At 58.2% G+C, this 20,277-nt stretch carries 19 protein-coding genes; 5 read left to right on the top strand and 14 right to left on the bottom strand.

All coding sequences use genetic code 11. The features are described from left to right. Positions 1–79: 79 nt before the first annotated feature. Positions 80–1,027, bottom strand: coding sequence for a 23S rRNA pseudouridine(955/2504/2580) synthase RluC (gene rluC, locus HWQ14_RS18865; protein ID WP_176610630.1), 948 nt, complete (start codon positions 1,025–1,027; stop codon positions 80–82). A gap of 570 nt (positions 1,028–1,597) precedes the next feature. Between rluC and rne the strand changes: the two genes are divergently transcribed. Beyond that, positions 1,598–4,738 carry a ribonuclease E gene (gene rne / locus HWQ14_RS18870; RefSeq protein ID WP_176610631.1) on the top strand — a complete coding sequence of 1,047 codons (3,141 nt, stop codon included), beginning with the start codon at positions 1,598–1,600 and terminating at the stop codon, positions 4,736–4,738. A 41-nt stretch (positions 4,739–4,779) separates the two neighbouring features. On the opposite strand, the gene HWQ14_RS18875 is transcribed toward rne, so the two are convergent. Then, positions 4,780–5,733: a LysR family transcriptional regulator gene (locus HWQ14_RS18875; RefSeq protein WP_176610632.1), complete on the bottom strand. Its 954-nt coding sequence runs from the start codon at positions 5,731–5,733 to the stop codon at positions 4,780–4,782. Between the two features lie 94 nt (positions 5,734–5,827). On the opposite strand from HWQ14_RS18875, the gene HWQ14_RS18880 reads away from it, so the two are divergent. Then, a complete protein-coding gene (locus HWQ14_RS18880; protein ID WP_176610633.1) occupies positions 5,828–7,042 on the top strand; it encodes an MFS transporter in 1,215 nt (404 codons plus the stop codon). 76 nt (positions 7,043–7,118) lie between these two features. Here the strand turns inward: HWQ14_RS18880 and flgL are convergent, their stop codons facing one another. The 11 genes from flgL to flgB all read right to left on the bottom strand — a co-directional run bounded on the left by flgL (position 7,119) and on the right by flgB (position 16,977). Beyond that, positions 7,119–8,072 carry a flagellar hook-associated protein FlgL gene (gene flgL / locus HWQ14_RS18885; protein ID WP_148421745.1) on the bottom strand — a complete coding sequence of 318 codons (954 nt, stop codon included), beginning with the start codon at positions 8,070–8,072 and terminating at the stop codon, positions 7,119–7,121. A 14-nt stretch (positions 8,073–8,086) separates the two neighbouring features. Next, positions 8,087–9,730 (bottom strand): flagellar hook-associated protein FlgK, encoded by a 1,644-nt coding sequence (flgK, locus tag HWQ14_RS18890; RefSeq protein WP_176610634.1) that lies wholly within the window; start codon positions 9,728–9,730, stop codon positions 8,087–8,089. A 75-nt stretch (positions 9,731–9,805) separates the two neighbouring features. Then, positions 9,806–10,759: a flagellar assembly peptidoglycan hydrolase FlgJ gene (gene flgJ, locus HWQ14_RS18895; protein WP_148421747.1), complete on the bottom strand. Its 954-nt coding sequence runs from the start codon at positions 10,757–10,759 to the stop codon at positions 9,806–9,808. Beyond that, positions 10,760–11,857 carry a flagellar basal body P-ring protein FlgI gene (locus HWQ14_RS18900; protein ID WP_148421748.1) on the bottom strand — a complete coding sequence of 366 codons (1,098 nt, stop codon included), beginning with the start codon at positions 11,855–11,857 and terminating at the stop codon, positions 10,760–10,762. Positions 11,858–11,869: 12 nt separating this feature from the next. Further along, complete coding sequence (gene flgH, locus HWQ14_RS18905; RefSeq protein ID WP_003857987.1) at positions 11,870–12,568, bottom strand: flagellar basal body L-ring protein FlgH; 699 nt, start codon at positions 12,566–12,568, stop codon at positions 11,870–11,872. 57 nt (positions 12,569–12,625) lie between these two features. Further along, entirely contained in the window at positions 12,626–13,408 is a 783-nt protein-coding gene (gene flgG, locus HWQ14_RS18910; RefSeq protein ID WP_000625853.1) for a flagellar basal-body rod protein FlgG, read from the bottom strand. A gap of 11 nt (positions 13,409–13,419) precedes the next feature. Next, on the bottom strand, positions 13,420–14,175 hold the full coding sequence (locus HWQ14_RS18915) for a flagellar basal body rod protein FlgF (protein ID WP_148421749.1): 756 nt from the start codon (positions 14,173–14,175) through the stop codon (positions 13,420–13,422). Positions 14,176–14,195: 20 nt separating this feature from the next. Next, positions 14,196–15,404: a flagellar hook protein FlgE gene (gene flgE / locus HWQ14_RS18920; RefSeq protein ID WP_176610635.1), complete on the bottom strand. Its 1,209-nt coding sequence runs from the start codon at positions 15,402–15,404 to the stop codon at positions 14,196–14,198. A gap of 26 nt (positions 15,405–15,430) precedes the next feature. Further along, entirely contained in the window at positions 15,431–16,141 is a 711-nt protein-coding gene (gene flgD / locus HWQ14_RS18925; RefSeq protein ID WP_148421751.1) for a flagellar hook assembly protein FlgD, read from the bottom strand. An 11-nt stretch (positions 16,142–16,152) separates the two neighbouring features. After that, complete coding sequence (flgC, locus tag HWQ14_RS18930; protein WP_148421752.1) at positions 16,153–16,557, bottom strand: flagellar basal body rod protein FlgC; 405 nt, start codon at positions 16,555–16,557, stop codon at positions 16,153–16,155. A gap of 3 nt (positions 16,558–16,560) precedes the next feature. Further along, a complete protein-coding gene (gene flgB, locus HWQ14_RS18935; RefSeq protein WP_148421753.1) occupies positions 16,561–16,977 on the bottom strand; it encodes a flagellar basal body rod protein FlgB in 417 nt (138 codons plus the stop codon). 157 nt (positions 16,978–17,134) lie between these two features. Here flgB and flgA point away from each other — a divergent pair, with 157 nt between their 5' ends. The 3 genes from flgA to flgN all read left to right on the top strand — a co-directional run bounded on the left by flgA (position 17,135) and on the right by flgN (position 18,611). After that, positions 17,135–17,794 carry a flagellar basal body P-ring formation chaperone FlgA gene (gene flgA, locus HWQ14_RS18940; protein WP_148421754.1) on the top strand — a complete coding sequence of 220 codons (660 nt, stop codon included), beginning with the start codon at positions 17,135–17,137 and terminating at the stop codon, positions 17,792–17,794. Between the two features lie 93 nt (positions 17,795–17,887). After that, the gene (gene flgM, locus HWQ14_RS18945; protein ID WP_148421755.1) at positions 17,888–18,181 is read left to right on the top strand and encodes a flagellar biosynthesis anti-sigma factor FlgM; all 294 of its coding nucleotides are present in this window, start codon (positions 17,888–17,890) and stop codon (positions 18,179–18,181) included. A gap of 4 nt (positions 18,182–18,185) precedes the next feature. After that, positions 18,186–18,611: a flagella biosynthesis chaperone FlgN gene (gene flgN, locus HWQ14_RS18950; protein ID WP_176610636.1), complete on the top strand. Its 426-nt coding sequence runs from the start codon at positions 18,186–18,188 to the stop codon at positions 18,609–18,611. Between the two features lie 59 nt (positions 18,612–18,670). Here flgN and murJ read toward each other — a convergent pair whose 3' ends face one another. Continuing rightward, positions 18,671–20,206 carry a murein biosynthesis integral membrane protein MurJ gene (gene murJ / locus HWQ14_RS18955; RefSeq protein ID WP_148421757.1) on the bottom strand — a complete coding sequence of 512 codons (1,536 nt, stop codon included), beginning with the start codon at positions 20,204–20,206 and terminating at the stop codon, positions 18,671–18,673. Positions 20,207–20,277: the final 71 nt, after the last annotated feature.

Raw genomic sequence — 20,277 nt, forward strand, 5'->3', positions numbered from 1 at the left:
GCTGCGGCCTGATGCCCTCTCCCCAGGGAGAAGGTGCAAACATTAAAAACGGCAACGTCGTTGCCGTTTTACGTTTACCTTAGCCGCGCAGAACCTTCAGGCAGCGCTTCAGCTGCTCATCCAGCGGCGCTTCAATACGGATGATTTCACCGGTATTGGGATGGGTAAACTTCAGCGCAGCCGCATGCAGGAACAGACGAGACAGCCCCGTGCCCGCCAGCTGCTTGTCAAACTCGCTGTCGCCGTAACGATCGTCAAAGGCAATCGGATGGCCTGCAAACTGGGTATGTACGCGGATCTGGTGGGTTCGCCCCGTCACCGGGCTACAGCGAACCAGCGTGGCAAATTCGTAGCGCTCTTCCACTTTAAAGCGCGTCTCGGACGGTTTCCCCTCCTGGTTCACGCGAACAATGCGCTCGCCGCTTTGCAGAATATTTTTCAGCAGCGGTGCCTGGACCACTTTCACATGGGACTGCCACTGGCCGCGCACCAGCGCCAGGTAATCCTTCTGCATCCCTTTTTCACGCAGCTGTTCATGCAGCGAACGCAGCGCGGAACGTTTTTTTGCCACCAGCAGTACGCCAGAGGTATCACGGTCAAGGCGGTGAACCAGCTCGAGGAAACGCGCTTCCGGGCGCAGGGCCCGCAGCCCTTCAATTACGCCAAAGCTCAGTCCACTTCCCCCGTGCACCGCGGTTCCTGAAGGTTTGTTCAGCACCAGGATGTGGTCGTCCTCATAAAGGATAACGTCACTCAGGGCCGCGACTTTTTGCAGCTTCGGCGAAACCGCCTCTTCTTCGCGCTCCGCAACGCGGACCGGTGGAATGCGCACTTCATCACCCGCTTCGAGCTTATATTCGGGCTTCACGCGCTTTTTGTTCACCCGCACCTCGCCCTTGCGCAGGATGCGGTAAATCATACTTTTTGGCACGCCTTTCAGCTGGGTGCGCAAAAAGTTATCGATACGTTGCCCCGCTTCGTCTTCGGCAATGGCAACCATTTTTACGGCTGGAGTCTCTGTTTTCATGGTTGGCGATTCTAAATATCGTCTGGCATTAGCGCCACTCATTTTTCTATGCTTATATTTACTTTTATCCGGAACGCTCCCCTTTCGCGCAATCGATTTGGTGGTTATTAAACCAATCGCCTCGTTGAAGTGAAGAAACTGTGAGTAACCGGGTGATAATTGGTAAAAGTCATCTTGCTATAACCCGGCGAGCAGTGGAATAATGAATCCGTTTTCCGCGTTAAATCCGGGTTTTGTAAGGATGTCGACGGAATGACCAATTTTGTCTGACCGATCATCCACGCAGCAATGGCGTAAGACGTATTGATCTTTCAGGCAGTTAGCGGGCTGCGGGTTGCAGTACTTCCCGGTATAAGGATTGTTCTCTGGAGAGTTTTCCCAGGCAATTCCCCTGATAATTGCGCTGTGTTTCCGTATGAAACACGGGCAACCGACACTCTGCGCCTCTTAAGCGAGCGACAACCGTGAGGTTGGCGACGTGAATAGACACGAGGCCATCGGTTCATACCCCGGAAAGCGTCACCTTGCCCGCAGCTTTGTCGTCAATGTAAGAATAACGAGTAAGTTACGATGAAAAGAATGTTAATCAACGCAACTCAGCAAGAAGAGTTGCGTGTCGCCCTTGTGGATGGGCAGCGCCTGTACGATCTGGATATCGAAAGTCCTGGACACGAACAGAAAAAAGCGAACATTTACAAAGGTAAAATCACCCGCATTGAACCAAGCCTTGAGGCTGCATTTGTCGATTACGGTGCTGAGCGTCATGGTTTCCTTCCTCTTAAAGAAATCGCCCGCGAATATTTTCCTGCAAACTACAGCTCCCATGGCCGTCCGAACATTAAAGATGTTCTGCGTGAAGGTCAGGAAGTTATCGTTCAGATCGATAAAGAAGAGCGCGGCAACAAAGGTGCCGCACTGACCACCTTTATCAGTCTGGCAGGAAGCTATCTGGTACTGATGCCAAACAACCCGCGTGCGGGTGGTATCTCACGCCGTATCGAGGGTGATGACCGTACCGAGCTGAAAGAAGCGCTGGCAAGCCTTGAGCTGCCGGACGGCATGGGGCTTATCGTGCGCACCGCAGGCGTCGGCAAATCTGCCGAAGCATTGCAGTGGGACCTGAGCTTCCGCCTGAAGCACTGGGAAGCCATTAAGAAAGCGGCTGAAAGCCGCCCTGCTCCGTTCCTGATCCACCAGGAAAGCAACGTCATCGTGCGTGCCTTCCGCGATTACCTGCGTCAGGACATCGGGGAAATCCTGATTGATAACCCGAAAGTGCTTGAGCTGGCTCGCCAGCACATCGCCGCGCTGGGCCGTCCGGATTTCACCAGCAAAATAAAACTGTACACCGGTGAAATCCCGCTGTTCAGCCACTATCAGATTGAATCCCAGATCGAGTCGGCCTTCCAGCGTGAAGTGCGTCTGCCATCCGGCGGCTCTATCGTTATCGATACAACCGAAGCGCTGACCGCCATCGACATCAACTCCGCGCGTGCAACCCGCGGCGGCGATATCGAAGAGACGGCCTTCAACACCAACCTTGAAGCCGCTGATGAAATTGCCCGCCAGCTTCGCCTGCGCGACCTGGGCGGTCTGATCGTCATCGACTTCATCGACATGACCCCGGTTCGCCACCAGCGTGCGGTTGAAAACCGCCTGCGTGAAGCCGTTCGCCAGGATCGTGCGCGCATTCAGATCAGCCATATTTCCCGCTTTGGCCTGCTGGAGATGTCCCGTCAGCGCCTCAGCCCGTCACTCGGCGAATCCAGCCATCACGTCTGCCCACGCTGTTCCGGTACGGGTACCGTGCGTGACAACGAATCTCTCTCCCTCTCCATTCTGCGTCTGATTGAAGAAGAAGCGCTGAAGGAGAACACCAAAGAGGTTCACGCCATCGTTCCGGTGCCAATTGCCTCTTACCTGCTGAACGAAAAACGTGCGGCGGTAAGCGCAATCGAAGCGCGCCAGGGCGGCGTTCGCTGCATCATCGTGCCAAACGACGAGATGCAGACTCCGCACTATCACGTGCTGCGTGTCCGTAAAGGTGAAGAGACAAGCACCCTCAGCTACCTGCTGCCTAAGCTGCATGAAGAAGAGATGGCACTGCCATCCGATGAGGAGCCTGCCGAGCGTAAACTGCCCGAGCAGCCTGCTTTAGCGACCTTCATCATGCCTGAAGCCCCGCCGGAAGCGACGCTGGAAAAACCGGCAGCCAAACCGGCCGAGCAAAAAGCTGCCCCTGTCGCGCCAAAAGCGCAGCCTGAGCAGCCGGGTCTCCTGAGCCGCCTCTTCGGCGCGCTGAAGAAGATGTTCGCTGGCGAAGAAGCGCAACCTGAGCAGCCGAAAGAGGCACCGAAAGAAGCGAAGCCAGAGCGTCAGCAGGAACGCCGCAAGCGTCAGAACAATCGTCGCGACCGCAACGACCGCAGCGAGCGCAATGAGCGTGGCGATCGTAATGAACGCCGTGACAATCGTTCCGACAACAACGAAGGCCGCGAGCAGCGCGAGGACAACCGTCGCAACCGTCGCGAGAAGCAACAGCAGAATGTTGAAGATCGTGAAATTCGCCAGCAGGCGGGCGACGAGTCCGAGAAGAGCAAACCGCGTGACGAACAGCAGCCGCGCCGCGAGCGTAACCGTCGCCGTAACGACGAGAAGCGCCAGGCGCAGCAGGAAGTTAAAAGCCTGAACCGCGAAGCGCCTGTTGAACAGCAGGAAGCCGAGCAGGAAGAGCGCACGCAGGTTATGCCGCGTCGCAAGCAGCGCCAGCTCGCACAGAAGGTGCGCGTGGGCGAGGTACAGGCTGAAGAAACCGCCGTTGTCGCGGTTGAAGCAGCAGACAGCGCAACCGGTACGCAGGTGGCGAAAGTCGATCTGCCAGCGGTGGTAGAAAATCAGGTTGAGCAGGACGAAAGCGGTGAAAACCGCGACAACGCGGGTATGCCGCGTCGCTCACGCCGTTCTCCGCGTCATCTGCGCGTTAGCGGCCAGCGTCGTCGTCGCTATCGTGACGAACGTTACCCGTCCCAGTCCCCGATGCCGCTGACCGTGGCGTGTGCGTCGCCTGAAATGGCCTCCGGTAAGGTCTGGATCCGCTATCCGGTTGCTCGTCCGGAGCAGGCTGTTGAAGAACAGGCTGTGACCGAAGAGGTAATTGCACCGGTAGCAGCGGCAGAAGAAGTGGTGACTGAAGCGGCAACCGTGGTTGAACCTCAGGTGGTTGAACCTCAGGCTGTAGAAACGACAGAGCCTCAGGCTGTGGAAGTTGAAACTACCCATCCTGAAGTTATTGCTGCGCCGGTTGATGCCGCACCGCAGATTATTGCCGAAGAAGATGCCGTAGTGGCTGAAGAGGTAGCGGAGCACGCTGAACCTGCACCAGCAGTGGAAGAAACCGCAGACGCTGCTGTCGAAACGGTTACCGAAGAGGTGGTTCAGGACGTCGAGATTCAGGTTGAGCCTGTTGTCGAAGAAGCGAAAGCGCCTGAAGTGAAGCCAGCTCCGGTGGAAGCTGTCGCCGCACCAGCGCCTGCGCACGTTGCAACGGCACCTATGACCCGCGCGCCGGCACCAGAGTATGTGCCTGAAGCGCCGCGCCATAGCGACTGGGTACGCCCGGAATTCCACTTCGAAGGTAAAGGTGCTGCCGGTGGCCATAGCGCAACGCATAAGGCTACTGCCCCAGCTACCCGTCCGCAGTCCGTGGAATAACGCACGCTAAGTCAGAAAGCCGACCTCCGGGTCGGCTTTTTTTATGGCTGCTGCACGGGCTTTCTCATCCCGGTCACCTCCGGCATTATCTGGCGCATCATCTCAAGAAAGCGCCGCAGGCGCGCCGGATAATAACGAGACCACGGATAAACCAGATGCACCGGTAACGCCGCCGGTTGCCACTCCGGCAACAAATGCACCAGACGCCCTTCCCGAATATCATCCTGAACCGTCCAGCTGGATACAACCGCCACGCCAAGCCCGGTTAGCGCCGTATTGCGTGCCACGTACAGGCTGTCGGTGCTCAGGCGTGGCGTAATGGCTACCCGCACCGGTACCGGGGAGGCATCATGGAAAAGCTCCACATGGCGCTGGTAAAAGGAGCTGATGGCAATCCAGGGAAGCTGCTGCAAATCTTCCGGCGTTTTAACCGCCGGAAAGCGGGCCAGTAGCTCCGGTGAAGCCACCACCGAGCGCGGCACTTCGGCCAGCAGTACGGATACGGTTGCCGGATCGACCTCAGCGCCCACCCGGATAGCGCAGTCGAGATTGTCCCCGAGAAAATCAGCTGACCGATCGTTGAGAAGCCACTCAATGGAAAGTAGCGGGTAGCGCTGCAAAAATTCGGTTAATGGTTTCAGAAGCTGATCCTGACCAAACGCGTGCGGTGCCCGCACCCGCAGCACCCCCACCGGTTCATCTTCCGACTGCCCCACCTCATCTTCCAGCGCCAGCCAGCTGTCAATGACCCGGCGCGCGTGCTGATAGCAGCGTTCGCCGTCATCGGTCGGCCGCATCGTGTGGGTGGTGCGCAGCATCAGGCGCACCCCAAGCATTGTCTCAAGCGACTGTAGTCGCCGGCTTACCGTGGCCTGGGTTGTCGCCAGCTGGCGCGCCGCGGCGGAAAGCGATCCTGCCTCAACGATACGTACAAACGTCCGCATCAGCTCCACCCTGTCTATACGCTCAGCTCTTTTCATATTCCACCGTGCCATACGTCTAACGTATAAGCGTTTTACCACCGTGCCCGCTACCGCCGCAAGGCGTAGTAAGAAAAAATAGCCCCACACGATGAATGAGGAACGTCATATGAACACAACAACTGCCGCCCGGGCCGTAAGCCGCTGGGTAATCTTAATGCTGGCGCTCGGGGCTGGCTTCAGCGTGGCATCCATCTATTATGCCCAGCCTCTGCTGCCGCTGATGGGCGCAGACCTGCACCTGAGCATCGAAGGAATGGGCATGGTGCCGACGCTTACGCAGGCGGGTTACGCCTTAGGGATCCTGTTCCTGTTACCGCTCGGCGATCGCCATGACCGCAGGACGTTAATTCTGATAAAAAGCGCGGCCCTGGCGCTGTTCCTGCTGGCCTGTAGCCTGACAGGACAACTGCACTCCCTGCTGCTCGCCAGCCTGCTGATCGGCATGGCCGCCACCATGGCGCAGGACATCGCCCCCGCCGCGGCGATCCTGGCGCCCGAAGGGAAGCAGGGAAAAACCGTCGGCACGGTGATGACCGGCCTGCTGTTGGGCATTCTGCTCTCCCGGACCGTAAGCGGCGTGGTGGGTGAAGCCTTTGGCTGGCGGGTGATGTACCAGCTGGCTGCCGCAAGCATTGCGTTTGTCGGTGTGGTGATGTGGGCCGTGCTTCCCCGCTTTGCCGTTCACTCCACGCTGAGCTATCCGGCCCTTCTGCGCTCTATGGAGCACCTCTGGCGTCGCTACCCGGCGCTGCGTCGGGCCGCACTGGCACAGGGTTTTCTGTCGATTGCCTTTAGCGCGTTCTGGTCAACGCTGGCGGTGATGCTGCTGGAACGTTATCACCTCGGCAGCGCCGTGGCGGGTGGGTTTGGTATTGCCGGAGCCGCCGGGGCGCTGGCCGCACCGCTGGCAGGAGGCCTGGCCGATAAGCTGGGTGCCGGTAAAGTAACCCAGCTGGGTGCCGCGCTGGTGACCGTCTCGTTTGCCCTGATGTTCCTGATGCCGGCGCTGGGCGTACATGGCCAGCTGATCCTGATAGCCCTTTCCGCTGTCGGTTTCGATCTCGGCTTGCAGTCCAGCCTCGTGGCGCACCAGAATCTGGTTTACAGCCTTGAGCCGCAGGCGCGTGGACGCCTTAACGCCCTGCTGTTTACCGTCGTCTTTATCGGGATGGCGCTGGGTTCGGCATTAGGCAGCAATATCTATACCCTGGCAGGCTGGTCTGGCGTGGTGGCGCTGGCAACCCTGTGCGGCGCGATTGCGCTGGTCATCAGGCTGGTAGAAAGCGCCCGGGTGACGTCTGCGCAGGCTGAAGGTGTATAAAAAAAATGCCCAACCCCTGCGGGTTGGGCAGTCAAAACATGCCCAGTTTCATGGCATGTTCTAAAAGGCGAAAGTCTTATCTGTTAAGCTGGAACAAAGACATACCCTGCATATCGCTAAAGGCCTTATACGAGGCCTGCAGCGCCGCCTGCTGCATGGTGTAGGAGGAAATCGCAGCGTTCCAGTCCACGTCAACCAGGTCGCTCATCTGCTGAGTCTGCCCCAGCGCGCGCTCGTCACCCAGCGCATCCAGCTTGTCCAGCTCGTTCAGTTTGGTACCCAGGTCAGCGCGCACCGTCAGTATGTTGTCTAGCGAGTTGCTGAGGCCGCGGTTAGCTTTATCAATACTTTGCGTCAGGGCCTCGGCTTTTGCAGCATCACCCTCGATTGGGTCTTTCAGCGCGGCAATCGCCGTATCGAGAATTTTGAACAGGTTCGTTTCCTGCGTGCTGCCTGCGGGTTCCGGCTTGGCATTACTGGTAAAGGTGTCAAAGACTTCAGTGCCGGTATGGCCGATCTGCATCGTGCGAGCGGAATCAACCTGCTGAGAAATCCCGATATCGCCACCGCTGTAATCGCCGTTAGCCTGATCGAACGGCGCTTTATCCGTTTTGTATCCGGCAAAGATATAGCGGCCGTTACCGTCAGTGCTGTTTGCCAGGTTCATCAGCTGATCGCGAATACCCTGCAAATCGTTCGCCAGCGATGCACGGTCGCTATCGCTTAATGAACCGTTGCCGGCGTACACGATTTTCTCCTGCGCCGACTGAATCGCGCTATTAACCTGGCCGAGAACGCTCTCTTCGAGGGACACTTTCTGCGTGGCAAAGGTGCGCGCCAGGGCAAACTGGCTATTCTGGGACTGCGCCTGAGAAAGTACCACCGCCTGGGATGCCGCAATCGGGTCGTCAGACGGACGGTTTACGCGCTTACCGGTGGACATCTGCTCGCCAAAGCCTAACCAGCGGCTCTGGGAATCGGTGATGCCACGCATGTTCTGTTCGTACATCATTTGGGTGCTAATACGCATTTTTCACCTCGTCTTTAGCGAATATTGATTAACGCGTCAAAAAGCGTATTGGCCGTTTGCAGAACCTGAGCATTCGCCAGGTAATACTGCTGGTAGCGCTGCAGGTTGCCGTACTCTTCGTCGAGGTTAACCCCGGAGATAGACTGCTGCTGGTTGCTTAACTGCGTCACCACGTTGGCTTTCGTCTGGCTGCTGGTTTTCAGCGATGCCGTAGTGCTGCCTACGGTACTGACCAGCGCGGCATAGGCGTCGTTGAAGGTTTTGTTGCCGCCAACGACTTTGCTGTTTTGCAGATCCACCAGCGCCTTGCCGTTACGGTTATCGCTCTCGCCGCCGTCAGCAGCTTCCGCCATCGCCAGCTGGGATTCATCAGAGATAGCCACGCTCATGTTGACGATGCTGTTAACGACCGGCTTGACGATAAAGCTGTCTTTAGGGGCGGCGGTGCCGGAGACGTTCACCGTCAGGCCGTCAAAGGTCATCTTACCGCTGGCATCCGGCGTGGCCTTGAAGGAGGTTTTGTCAGCCAGACGCGTAACCGTCCAGTCGGTACCGTTAAACTCGAGCCTGTAATCGGTCGCCTGCACGTCCGAGCTTTTCGCCACGGTCGCCGTCACGCTCGCGCCGGGCAACGAGTTTTTGCTGTTGCTCACCACGGCAGGCGAGCCAATGTTAAACAGCGCTTTACCCTGATCGCCGTTGGCATCAAAACCCTTTTCATGCTGGGTATTCATCGCATCGGCAAAGGCCAGCGCCAGCTGGTTGAGAGTATTACGCGCTTTATCCAGATCTTCCGAACGGAACGTTAACAGGCCGCCCAGCGATCCGGTGTTCAGCGCTTTTTCAGGAATTTCAATTGCGCCCGCGACTTCATCAACATACGCCACCGCGATGCGGGTTGGGTCTGCGCTGGAGCTTACCGCTGCCAGCTGACTCGCCTTGCTGCCCTGAACCAGGCTATAGCCGTTGCCGAACGAAACGTTATAGGTACCGCTGTCCTGGACAGAGACCTCAACGCCGACAATCTTGTTCAGTTCGCTGACCAGCTGATCGCGCTGATCGAGCAGGTTGTTTGGCGATGCGCCAGCCCCCACGCCCGTCAGACGGGAAATCTGATCGTTGAGGTTGGCGATCTGCTGCGCGTAGTTGTTGATCTGATCGACGCTGGTCGCAATCGCGGTATTCACCTGCGAATCCTGATCGCGGAGGTACTGATCGTTAACCTTGAACTGGTTTACCAGCCCGTCCGCCTTGCCCAGCACCGTCTGACGGGCAGCCGGATCTTCGGCGTTGCTCACCAGGGTTTGCAGGCTTTTGAAGAAATCCTGCAGCGTGCTGGAAACGGAGTTGGTGGTATCCGAGAGCACGTCGTCAATCTTTGACATCTGCTGGTAGCGCGTGGTCAGCCCGCTGCTCTGGTTCTGCGCCGCGCGCAGCTGGTTGGTGATAAAGGCGTCATATTCACGCTGAACACCGGAGACATACACTCCGTTACCCACCCAGCCACCGCCGGTCAGGGTGCTGTTTGATGCCCCCAGGATGGTAGTCTGGCGGGTATAACCTGCCACGTTATAGCTTGAAATATTATTACTGACGGTATTGAGTGCCGACTGGGCAGCACTGAGGCCACTCATGGCGCTGTTAATCAAACTGGACATGGGGGTTCCTTTTATACGTTCAGACACGAGTCCTGATGAAGGTTATCGGCAACCTCCACCGGGACTTGAGAACTTTCAGAACAGATTTTCGAGATCGGCGCTATAGGCTTTGCTGACCTTTTCGGACATGGATTTCAGCTGCTGGATCATGCTGGTCAGCTTGCGGGCATAGTTAGGATCGGTGGCGTATCCGGCATTCTGCAACGCCTGTGCGCCCTGCTCCGGCGTGGCCGCTTGCGTCACGGCGGTATAGCGCGGATTTCGGCTCAGCAGCCCGACATAATCCGACAAGGCTTCCAGATACGAGCTGTAGACGCGGAATTTGGCCTTCACCTTCACTGCCGTACCGTTTTCATATTCGGTGGTGGTGATTTCCGTGGTCGGCCCCTTCCAGCTTGAGGAGGCCTTCACGCCAAAGATGTTAAAGCTCGGCTCGCCGTTTTCCCTGCGGATTTGCCGCTGCCCCCAGCCGGACTCCAGCGCCGCCTGCGCCAGGATCAGGTGATGCGGCACGCCGCTCTCCTCGCTGGCGAGACGGGCGGGCAGCGAAAGCTGCGCCAGAAAATCTTTGCTGTCTCCGGAGAGCGGTTCGCCACGCGCCTCTGCCGGCTTCGGCATCGCCTTACGCACCATCTGCGTCAGCGCCTGATTCTGATAACTGGTCACCTTTTCCAGATCGAACTTCAGCGGCACCTGCTGTGGGGCCTCCTCTGGCGGAAGCCCCTGCGCCGCTGCGGTCTGCTTAACAATCATGTCCGCCAGGCCGAGCCCCTTACCGGCGGTCATCTGCTGGGCAATCTGCTGATCGTACATGCTGGTGTAAAGCCGCGTGGAGTCGCTGCTGAACATGCCGTCTTTCGGCAGCGTTTCACGCATGCTTTTCAGCATCATCTGCACGAACATGCCTTCCACCTGGCGGGCGACCGGGCGGATATTCGCCGCCGGATCCTGGCCTGCTTTGGTTTTCAGCTCGTTGAGCGACTGGGCATCCCAGGCGGCACTGGTCAACAGTTTGCTATCGGTCAGCATTTAGATGATTTCCAGTTTGGCGCGCAGGCAGCCTGCGCTTTGCATGGATTGCAGGATGGACATCAGATCCATTGGCGTTGCACCCAGCGCGTTCAGGGCACGCACCACGCTGTTCAGGTTGGCGCTGGAGCGCACGCTCTGCAGCGAACCGCCGCTCTGACGTAAATCAATCTGCGTTTGCGGCGTCACCACGGTCTGGCCGCCGCCGAACGGCGTATCGGGCTGGCTGACGTTGGCGGAACGGTTAACCGTCACGGAGAGGTTACCCTGCGCGACGGCACAGCTGTCCAGCGTCACTTCACGGTTCATGACCACCGAGCCGGTACGGGAGTTGATGATCACTTTCGCGTCCTGAAGCGGTACGTTCACTTCCATATTCTGGATATCGGCCAGCATTCGCACCTGGTTACTGCTGCCTGTAGAGGTACGGATCTGCACGGTGCGGGCATCCAGCGCGGTGGCGCTGCCGTAGCCGCGGCTGCGGTTGATGGTGTCAGCGATCTGCTGCGCCATCGTGAAGTCTTCCGTATTGAGCTGCAGGTTAATGGTGTTGCCGGTGCCGAACTGGGTCGGCAGTTCGCGTTCAATGATCGCGCCGTTGGTAATGCGTCCACCGTTCAGCTGGTTCACCTGCACGCTGCTGCCGCCCGCCGACGCGCCTGCCCCGCCAACCAGAATATTGCCCTGCGCCAGGGCGTACACCTGGCTGTCGACGCCCTTCAGCGGGGTCATCAGCAGCGTGCCGCCGCGCAGGCTTTTGGCGTTACCCATAGACGAGACCACCACGTCAATGGTCTGGCCCTGGCGCGCAAAGGCCGGATAAGACGCGGTCACCATCACCGCCGCCACGTTTTTCAACTGCATATTGGTCCCGGCCGGTACGGTAATACCGAGCTGGGAGAGCATGTTGTTCAGGCTCTGGGTGGTGAACGGCGTCTGGGTCGTCTGGTCACCGGTACCGTCAAGCCCCACCACCAGGCCATAGCCAATCAGGGAGTTTTCACGCACGCCCTGGACGCTGGTGAGATCGCGAATGCGGTCGGCCTGGGCAACGGCTGCAGCCAGCGACAGCGCCACGGCGAAGAGAAATTTATACATAGGTCACCTCGCTTACATCGGCGATAGGTTAAGGAAGAAGCGCTGCAGCCAGCCCATATTTTGCGCCTCGTTGATATAGCCGTTGCCGACGTATTCAATGCGCGCATCCGCCACCTGGGTGGACGGTACGGTGTTGGTGCCGCTGATGGTACGAGGGTTAACCACACCGGAGAAGCGAATGAATTCCGTGCCCTGGTTAATGGCGATCTGTTTCTCACCCACCACGTGCAGGTTGCCGTTCACCAGAACCTGGTCAACCGTTACCGTCAGCGTGCCGCTGAAGGTATTGCTGGCGTTCGCCCCGCCTTTACCGTTGAAGGTGTTGCCGCCAGAAGCTTCCACGTCCGCACGGGCGTTGCCGAACAGACCCTGCAGATAGCGCGGTACGGTGTCGAAGCCAAAATTGGTTTTGCCGTCGCGGCTGGCGTTCGCCGACGAGCTCTTGCTCGCGCTGACGTTTTCCTGCAGCACAATGGTCAGCGTATCGCCAACGTTACGCGGACGACGGTCTTCAAACAGCGGCTGATAGCCGTAGTTAATCGGCTGCGCGGTCTGGAAAATGGAGCCGTTCACCACCGGCGCGGGGCCGGGAACGGGTTGGGCGGTAGTCGCACCCTGAACCAATGGTTTAGACGGGATCCAGGCACACCCGCTGAGGGTGACGGCCAGAACTGTCAGTATCGGATAACGAAACGCCGCGTTTTTTTGCATTGCCTTCATCTTCGAAAACAGGGAGCCGGTGCGGCGTTTACCGCACCGGGCTACGCCTTAGAGTTGCGTCAGTTTTTGCAGCATCTGGTCGGTCGTCGACACTGCTTTACTGTTAATTTCATACGCGCGCTGAACCTGGATCATATTCACCAGCTCTTCCGCCACGTTGACGTTCGAGGTTTCTACATACCCCTGGTACAGCAGCCCCGCACCGTTCAGGCCCGGAGTACTTTCATTTGGCGTACCGGAGGATTGCGTTTCGGTGTAGAGGTTCTCGCCGATGCTTTCGAGGCCGGTATCGTTCATGAAGGTCGTCAGGTTGAGCTGGCCAACCTGAACCGGTGCCGCCTGGCCCTGCTGAGTCACGCTCACGATGCCGTCACGACCAATGGTAATGCTCAGGGCGTTCGCCGGAATGGTGATTGCAGGCTGAACCTGGAAACCGCCCGCCGTCACCAGCTGACCGTTCTGATCCACCTGGAAGGAGCCATCGCGCGTGTAGGCAGAGGTGCCGTCCGGCAGCTGGACCTGGAAGAAGCCCTGGCCTTTAATAGCAACGTCTTTACTGTTGTTGGTCTGGGACAGGTTACCCTGGCTGTGCAGACGCTCGGTGGCAACCGGGCGCACGCCGGTACCGATTTGCAGACCGGACGGCAGCGTGGTTTGCTCGGATGACTGCGCCCCCGGCTGACGAATCGTTTGGTAAAGCAAATCTTCGAAAACCGCACGCTGGCGCTTGAAACCGTTGGTGCTGACGTTTGCCAGGTTGTTGGCAATCACATCCATGTTGGTTTGCTGGGCGTCCAGACCGGTTTTCGCGATCCATAAAGAACTGATCATAATGAGTCCTGTTAGCTGATAGCCAGAAGTTGGTTAGCCTTGCCCGCGTTTTCATTGACGCTGCTGATGATCTTCATCTGCATTTCAAAGCGGCGGGCGCTGGCGATCATGTCGGTCATGGCTTCTACCGGTTTGACGTTACTACCTTCCAGCACGCCGGACATCACGCGGATGGTCGGGTCGGCCTGTAACGTCGCACCGCGGGCGGCCTGGGCCGCCTGGGTCAGACGGAACATCCCGTCATCGCCACGCTGCACTTCATTGCCTTCCGCTTTCACCAGCTTGAGGCGACCAACGGGCGCAACGGTGTTGGCCGGGTCGCCCGGATTTAACGCCGAGATCGTCCCGTCTGCCGCAATGGTCAGCTCTGACCCTTCGGGCACCGTCAGCGGTCCCGCTTCGCCCATAACCGGATGACCCTGAATCGTCAGCTGTCCGGTGGCGCTCACCTGAATATTGCCGTTACGGGTATAACCTTCCCCGCCGTCAGGCGTCTGCACCGCCAGCCAGCCGTCCTGCTGAAGGGCAACGTCCAGCGGACGCGCGGTGTAATCCATCTGACCCGGCGTCATGTCGGCGCCCGGCGTGGAGGCGGTCACCAGCGTACGCGTCGGCAGCGTCAGACCTTCTACCGGCACCGCGCGCAGGGCGTTAAGCTGGGCACGAAAGCCAGGCGTTGAGGCGTTCGCCAGGTTGCTGGCGGTAACAGCCTGCTGATTGAGCGTCTGGCTTGCCGCGCCCATCGCTGTATATATTGCGTGATCCATTGCGCTTTCCCGTCAGCTGCTTAACGCAGGTTAACCAGCGTGTTGAGGATCTGATCCTGGGTTTTGATGGTCTGCGCATTGGACTGGTAGTTACGTTGCGCGACGATCATGTTCACCAGCTCTTTACTCAGATCGACGTTGGAGGCTTCCAGCGCGCCGTTGGTCAGCGTGCCGAAGTTACCGGAACCCGCGGTACCCAGCAGGGCAACGCCGGAGGACTGGGTGGCAGACCAGACGTTATTCCCTTCAGACTTCAGACCTTCGTTATTGGCGAAGTTTGCCAGCACGATCTGGCCCAGCACCTGGGTCTGTTCGTTTGAATAGTTACCCACAACGGTGCCGTCATCGTTAATCTGGTAGCTCACCAGATCGCCCGGCTTGTAGCCGTTCTGGTTAGTCGCCACGATGTTGTTCGCGCCGGTGTTTTGCTGCATGGAGTTAGCGAAGCTCATGGCAAACGTGGCCGGCGTTGCTCCCGGAACGGTACCCGTCGTGATATTGACGTTTCCGCCGCCCGTCAGCACGCCGCTCTCGTTAAAGGTCAGCGTGGTCTCTTCCGTTATCGCGCCGCCCGCCACGCTGCCGTCCCGGGAAAAGACTTTCCACGAGTTGGCCGGCGTTGCGTTCTTAACGTAGAACAGGTTCATGTTGTGGGCATTACCCTGGCTGTCAAACACCGTCACGGTGCCTTTCTTGTTGTAAGAGTCAGGGTTGGCCGGGTCGAAGGCGACGGTTGGCGCGGTATCGGTGGAGTTGAGGTTGATCTGCTGAGAAGCCGTGGTGGTGGATTTCGCCGCCATCAGCGTCGTTGGAATGGAAATCGCCTGCGGGTTCGCACCGGTTTGCACCGTTGGCGGCGTACCCGCAACCGGATAACCGGTTAACTGAAGCCCCTGCATGTTCACCAGGTTACGGTTTTCGTCCAGCTTGAACTGGCCGTTACGGCTGTAGAACACGGAACCGTTAGCATCCACCATGCGGAAGAAACCGTTCTGGCTGATGGCAACGTCCAGACCGCGACCGGTGTTGGTGGTCGTGCCGTCGGTGAAGTCCTGGGTGATGCCCGCGACCTTCACGCCCAGGCCCACCTTAGAGCCTGCAAACATGTCTGCGAAAGACGCAGTACCGGATTTAAAACCATAGGTCGCGGAGTTGGCGATGTTGTTGCCAATGACGTCCAGGTTGGTGGCCGCAGCATTCAGGCCGCTGACCGCTTGAGAAAAGGCCATGACTTACTCCTGATAAGTATTAAGGCTTAGATAATCTGCCGAACTTCGTCGAGCGTGGTGGTACCGGAGGTACCCAAATCCAGTTTGTTACCGTCGCTACCCCGGATGACGCCCTGAACCAGCGCAAACTGCAGCGGCTGAGCCACCAGCTGGGTGGTACCGCTGCTGGCGCTAATCGCCACCTGATACGATCCATTAGGCGCTTTGGTACCGTCGGTCAGGCTGCCGTCCCAGGTAAAGGTATGGACGCCCGCCTTCAGCTCGCCAATCTCAATCGTGCGCACCACGTTACCGCTGGCGTCTTTGATGGTGGCGGTGACCTTGTCTGCCGGCTGCTGCAACTCAACGCCAAACGGCGTGGTGGTGGTGGTGGACGTGCCATCGGTGGTGCTGGTGCCAGCCAGAATAGTGGTGCCCGGGATCATCACCCCGTGGCCGATCAGGTTGGCGGCCTGCAGGGACTGGCTGTTGTCGATTTGTCCGGAAACAGAGCCGAGCGTGGTGTTCAGCTTCTCGATGCCGCTGACGGTACTGATCTGCGCAAGCTGCGTGGTCAGTTCGTTGTTCTGCATCGGGTTGGTAGGGTCCTGGTTCTTCAGCTGCGCCACCAGCAGGGTCAAAAAGCTGCTCTGTAAATCGGAGGCATTACTTCCCGTGAGGGAGCTGGAACCGGTGGCGCTTCTGGCGCTGTTGACGCCCGTATTTGTCGGGTCATTCACGTTTACGGCGATGGACATGCGTGTCTCCTTTACTGGCCGAGAGTGAGTGTTTTGAGCATCATGCTCTTCACGGTATTAAGCACTTCGACGTTTGCCTGGTAGCTGCGGGACGCGGACATGGAGTTCACCATCTCCCCGACCACATCCACGTTCGGCATTTTCACGTAACCGCTGGCATCCGCGAGCGGGTTGCCCGGCTCGTAAACCAGCTTGTCAGGCGCCTGGCTCTCAACCACCTCCGCCACCTTCACGCCGCCCGTTGCCGCACCCGGTGCGGCATTGACCTGAAAGACCACCTGCTTCGCGCGGTACGGCTGTCCGTCCGGCCCGGTTACGCTGTCGGCGTTGGCAAGGTTACTGGCGGCCACGTTCAGCCGCTGGGACTGCGCCGTTAGCGCCGAACCGGCGATATCAAAAATATTCAGCAAGGCCATTTACTAGTTGCCCCCCTGCAGGACGGTCATCATGCCTTTGATTTGTCCGCCGAGCAGCGTCAGGCCTGTCTGGTATTGCAGGCTGTTATCGGCAAACTGTGTACGCTCCCGGTCCATGTCGACGGTGTTACCGTCAAGCGAGGGCTGATCGGGAATACGGTAAAGCAGGTCGGTTGGTGGCGCGGTCATCGCCTGAGCGGGAATATGACGTGAAGACGTCAGGGCAAGTGCGACACCCGTTCCTTCGGCACGTCCACGCTCCATCACTTTTTTGAGTTCACTGGAAAAATCAATATCGCGCGCCTGATACCCGGGGGTATCCGCGTTAGCGATATTGGCGGCTAAAATCTCCTGCCGCTGGGCGCGTAAGTTGAGCGCTTCCTGCTGAAAACGTAACGCGGCGTCGAGTTTATCGAGCATGTCTCCTCCGCTGATGGCAAAATTTCAGTTCACAGCTTAAATCTCAGGGCGTCTCCCTTATCGACGGAATAAGCGCAAAATGCGTCGCTATTTGTTGCGTTGATGCAAAACCGCTGCGGGTAGAATTTGGTTAATTCTGGAAATGGTGGGACATGCGATGCAGACTTTAAAACGTGGCCTGGCGGCAACCCTGCTGCTTGTAAGCCCCCTCGTGCAGGCTGGGGGCGTAGAAGAACAGCTCAACGCCTTCTTTGCACAGAAGCTGGCCGGTTTTAGCGATGACGTTCGCGTGACGGTGCGTACTCCATCCAATCTTTATCCAACCTGTGAGGCACCGTCGTTCAGCGTTACCGGCAGCACAAAGCTGTGGGGCAACGTGAACGTGCTGGCGCGCTGCGCCAACGAAAAGCGCTATTTACAGGTTGCGGTTCAGGCGACGGGCAATTATGTTGTCGCCGCGGTCCCCATTCCCAGAGGCAGCCTGTTGCAGCCAGAGAGCGTGACGCTGAAGCGAGGCAGGCTGGATCAGCTTCCGCCACGCACCATGCTCGATATTAACCAGGCGCAGGAGGCCGTCAGCCTGCGCGACGTCGCGCCGGGACAGGCGATACAGCTCTCTATGCTGCGCCAGGCGTGGCGGGTAAAAGCCGGTCAACAGGTGATGGTGGTTGCCAACGGAGAGGGCTTTAGCATCAACAGCGAGGGGAAGGCACTGAACAATGCCGCCGTGGCGCAAAACGCGCGGGTCAGAATGTCCTCAGGCCAGGTGGTCAGCGGCACCGTCGGTCCTGATGGGAATATTCTGATTAACCTGTAATCTTTTTAAAGATTTCGCGGCGACTGCCGATAAATATTCAACAAATGATGATGTCAGGCGCCAACGCCGCGAACCCTCGATGAGGACAACACTATGAGCATTGATCGTACATCAGCCCTGAAGCCGGTTAGCACTGTACAACCTCGCGAAACGAATGACACGCCAGCGCAGAAAACGCGTCTGGAAAAAACCTCGACGGCTAACAGCACCAGCGTCACCCTGAGCGATGCCCAGTCGAAGCTGATGCAGCCAGGCAGCAGCGATATCAACATGGAACGCGTTGAAGCCCTGAAAACGGCCATCCGTAACGGTGAACTGAAAATGGATACCAGCAAAATTGCTGATGCGCTGATTCAGGACGCCCAGAGTTTCCTGCAGAGTAACTAATCGTATGAGTCGACTGTCAGAAATACTGGATCAGATGACGGTGGTCCTGAACGATCTGAAAACCGTGATGGACGCAGAACAGCAGCATCTCTCTTCTGGTCAAATCAACGGCAGCGCGTTGCAACGCATTACTGAAGACAAAAGCTCGCTTCTGGCGACGCTGGATTATCTCGAAAAACAGCGTCGCGCTGAGCAGGATCAGAAACGCAGCGCCAATGACGAGATGAATGAACGCTGGCAGACCATTACAGAAAAAACCCAGCATCTGCGCGATCTCAACCAGCACAACGGCTGGCTGCTGGAAGGTCAGATTATCCGGAACCAGCAGGCGCTTGAGGTGTTAAAGCCCCATAAAGAGCCAGGGCTGTACGGTGCGGATGGCCAGGCAGCCACGGCACGCATTACGGGCGGGAAAAAGATTTCGATTTGACGCGATAGCGGCAGGTCATGAAGCGGGGAGCACCGTCCGGTGAACTCCCCTTTTGTCGTTTATACCGTGCGGCGGGTAAACTCTTTTACCTTGAAGCCGAGCACCGCCAGCGTGGCAAAGTAGGCCACCACGCCCACGGCCACCACGGCCATCAGGCGCATCAGACGGTAAGGCATGGTGCCCTGCGCCCAGTCGGGCATCACGTACAGCATGCCAGCCAGCGCTGCCGCCATCACCAGTACCGCGATCACCAGACGCAGCAGAAAACGTGCCCAGCCAGGCTGCGGCGTAAAGATATCCTGCTTGCGCAGCTGCCAGTACAGCAGCCCGGCGTTCAGGCAGGCTGCCAGGCCAATCGACAATGACAAACCCGCATGCTTCAGGGGACCGATAAACGCCAGGTTCATCAGCTGCGTCATAATCAGCGTCACAATGGCAATCTTAACCGGCGTTTTGATGTCCTGACGGGAGTAAAAGCCCGGTGCCAGCACCTTAACCACAATCAGCCCCATCAAACCCACCGAGTAGGCGATAAGCGCCCGCTGCGTCATGGCCGCATCAAAAGCGGTGAACTTTCCGTACTGGAACAGCGATACCGTCAGCGGTTTCGCCAGGATCCCCAGCGCCACCGCGCTGGGCAAGGCCAGCAGGAAACAGAGACGCAGACCCCAGTCCATCAGGCGGCAATATTCATCGTGATTGCCGCTGGCAAAACTTTTCGACAGCGACGGCAGCAGAATGGTCCCCAGCGCCACGCCCAGCACGCCGGACGGAAACTCCATCAGACGGTCAGCGTAGTACATCCAGGAGACCGAGCCCGACACCAGGAAAGAGGCAAAGATGGTATTGATGATGAGCGAGATCTGGCTGACGGACACCCCGAGTATCGCCGGCCCCATCTGTTTGATTACGCGCATTGCGCCAGCATCTTTGAAATTAATGCGCGGCAGGACCAGCATGCCGATCTTTTTCAGGTGCGGAAGCTGGTAAGCAAGCTGCAGCACGCCGCCAACGGTCACGGCCCAGGCCAGCGCCAGCACCGGTGGGTTAAAATGCGGCGCGGCAAACAGGGCAAAGCCGATCATGCTGACGTTAAGGAACGTGGGGGCAAACGCCGGAACGGAGAAGCGGTTCCAGGTATTCAGGATCGCCCCCACCAGCGACGCCAGCGATATCAGCAGAATATAGGGAAACGTGATACGCAGCAGCTGCGTGGTCAGGGCAAATTTATCCGCCGTGTCGGCAAAACCCGGCGCCGTCACCATGATCACCCAGGGGGCGGCCAGCATCCCCAGCACGGTAACGATCGCCAGCGCCAGCGTCAGCAGGCCGGAGACGTAGGCAACAAACACGCGGGTGGCATCTTCGCCCTGCTTGCTTTTATATTCCGCGAGGATCGGGACAAATGCCTGCGAGAACGCCCCTTCGGCAAAGATGCGGCGCAGCAGGTTCGGCAGCTTAAACGCGACGAAAAAGGCGTCAGTCGCCATCCCTGCGCCAAAAACCCTGGCCACAATGGCGTCGCGCGCAAAGCCAAGCACGCGGGAAAACATGGTCATCGAGCTGACGGCCGCCAGCGATTTTAATAAGTTCATTAACGTGAAGTTCCACAACCATACGGCAAAACGCCTGCAAAGCAGGCGTTGAAGAAGCGCTTAGTCTACCG

This window comes from Enterobacter cloacae, assembly GCF_013375935.1.
GTDB lineage: Bacteria > Pseudomonadota > Gammaproteobacteria > Enterobacterales > Enterobacteriaceae > Enterobacter > Enterobacter pasteurii.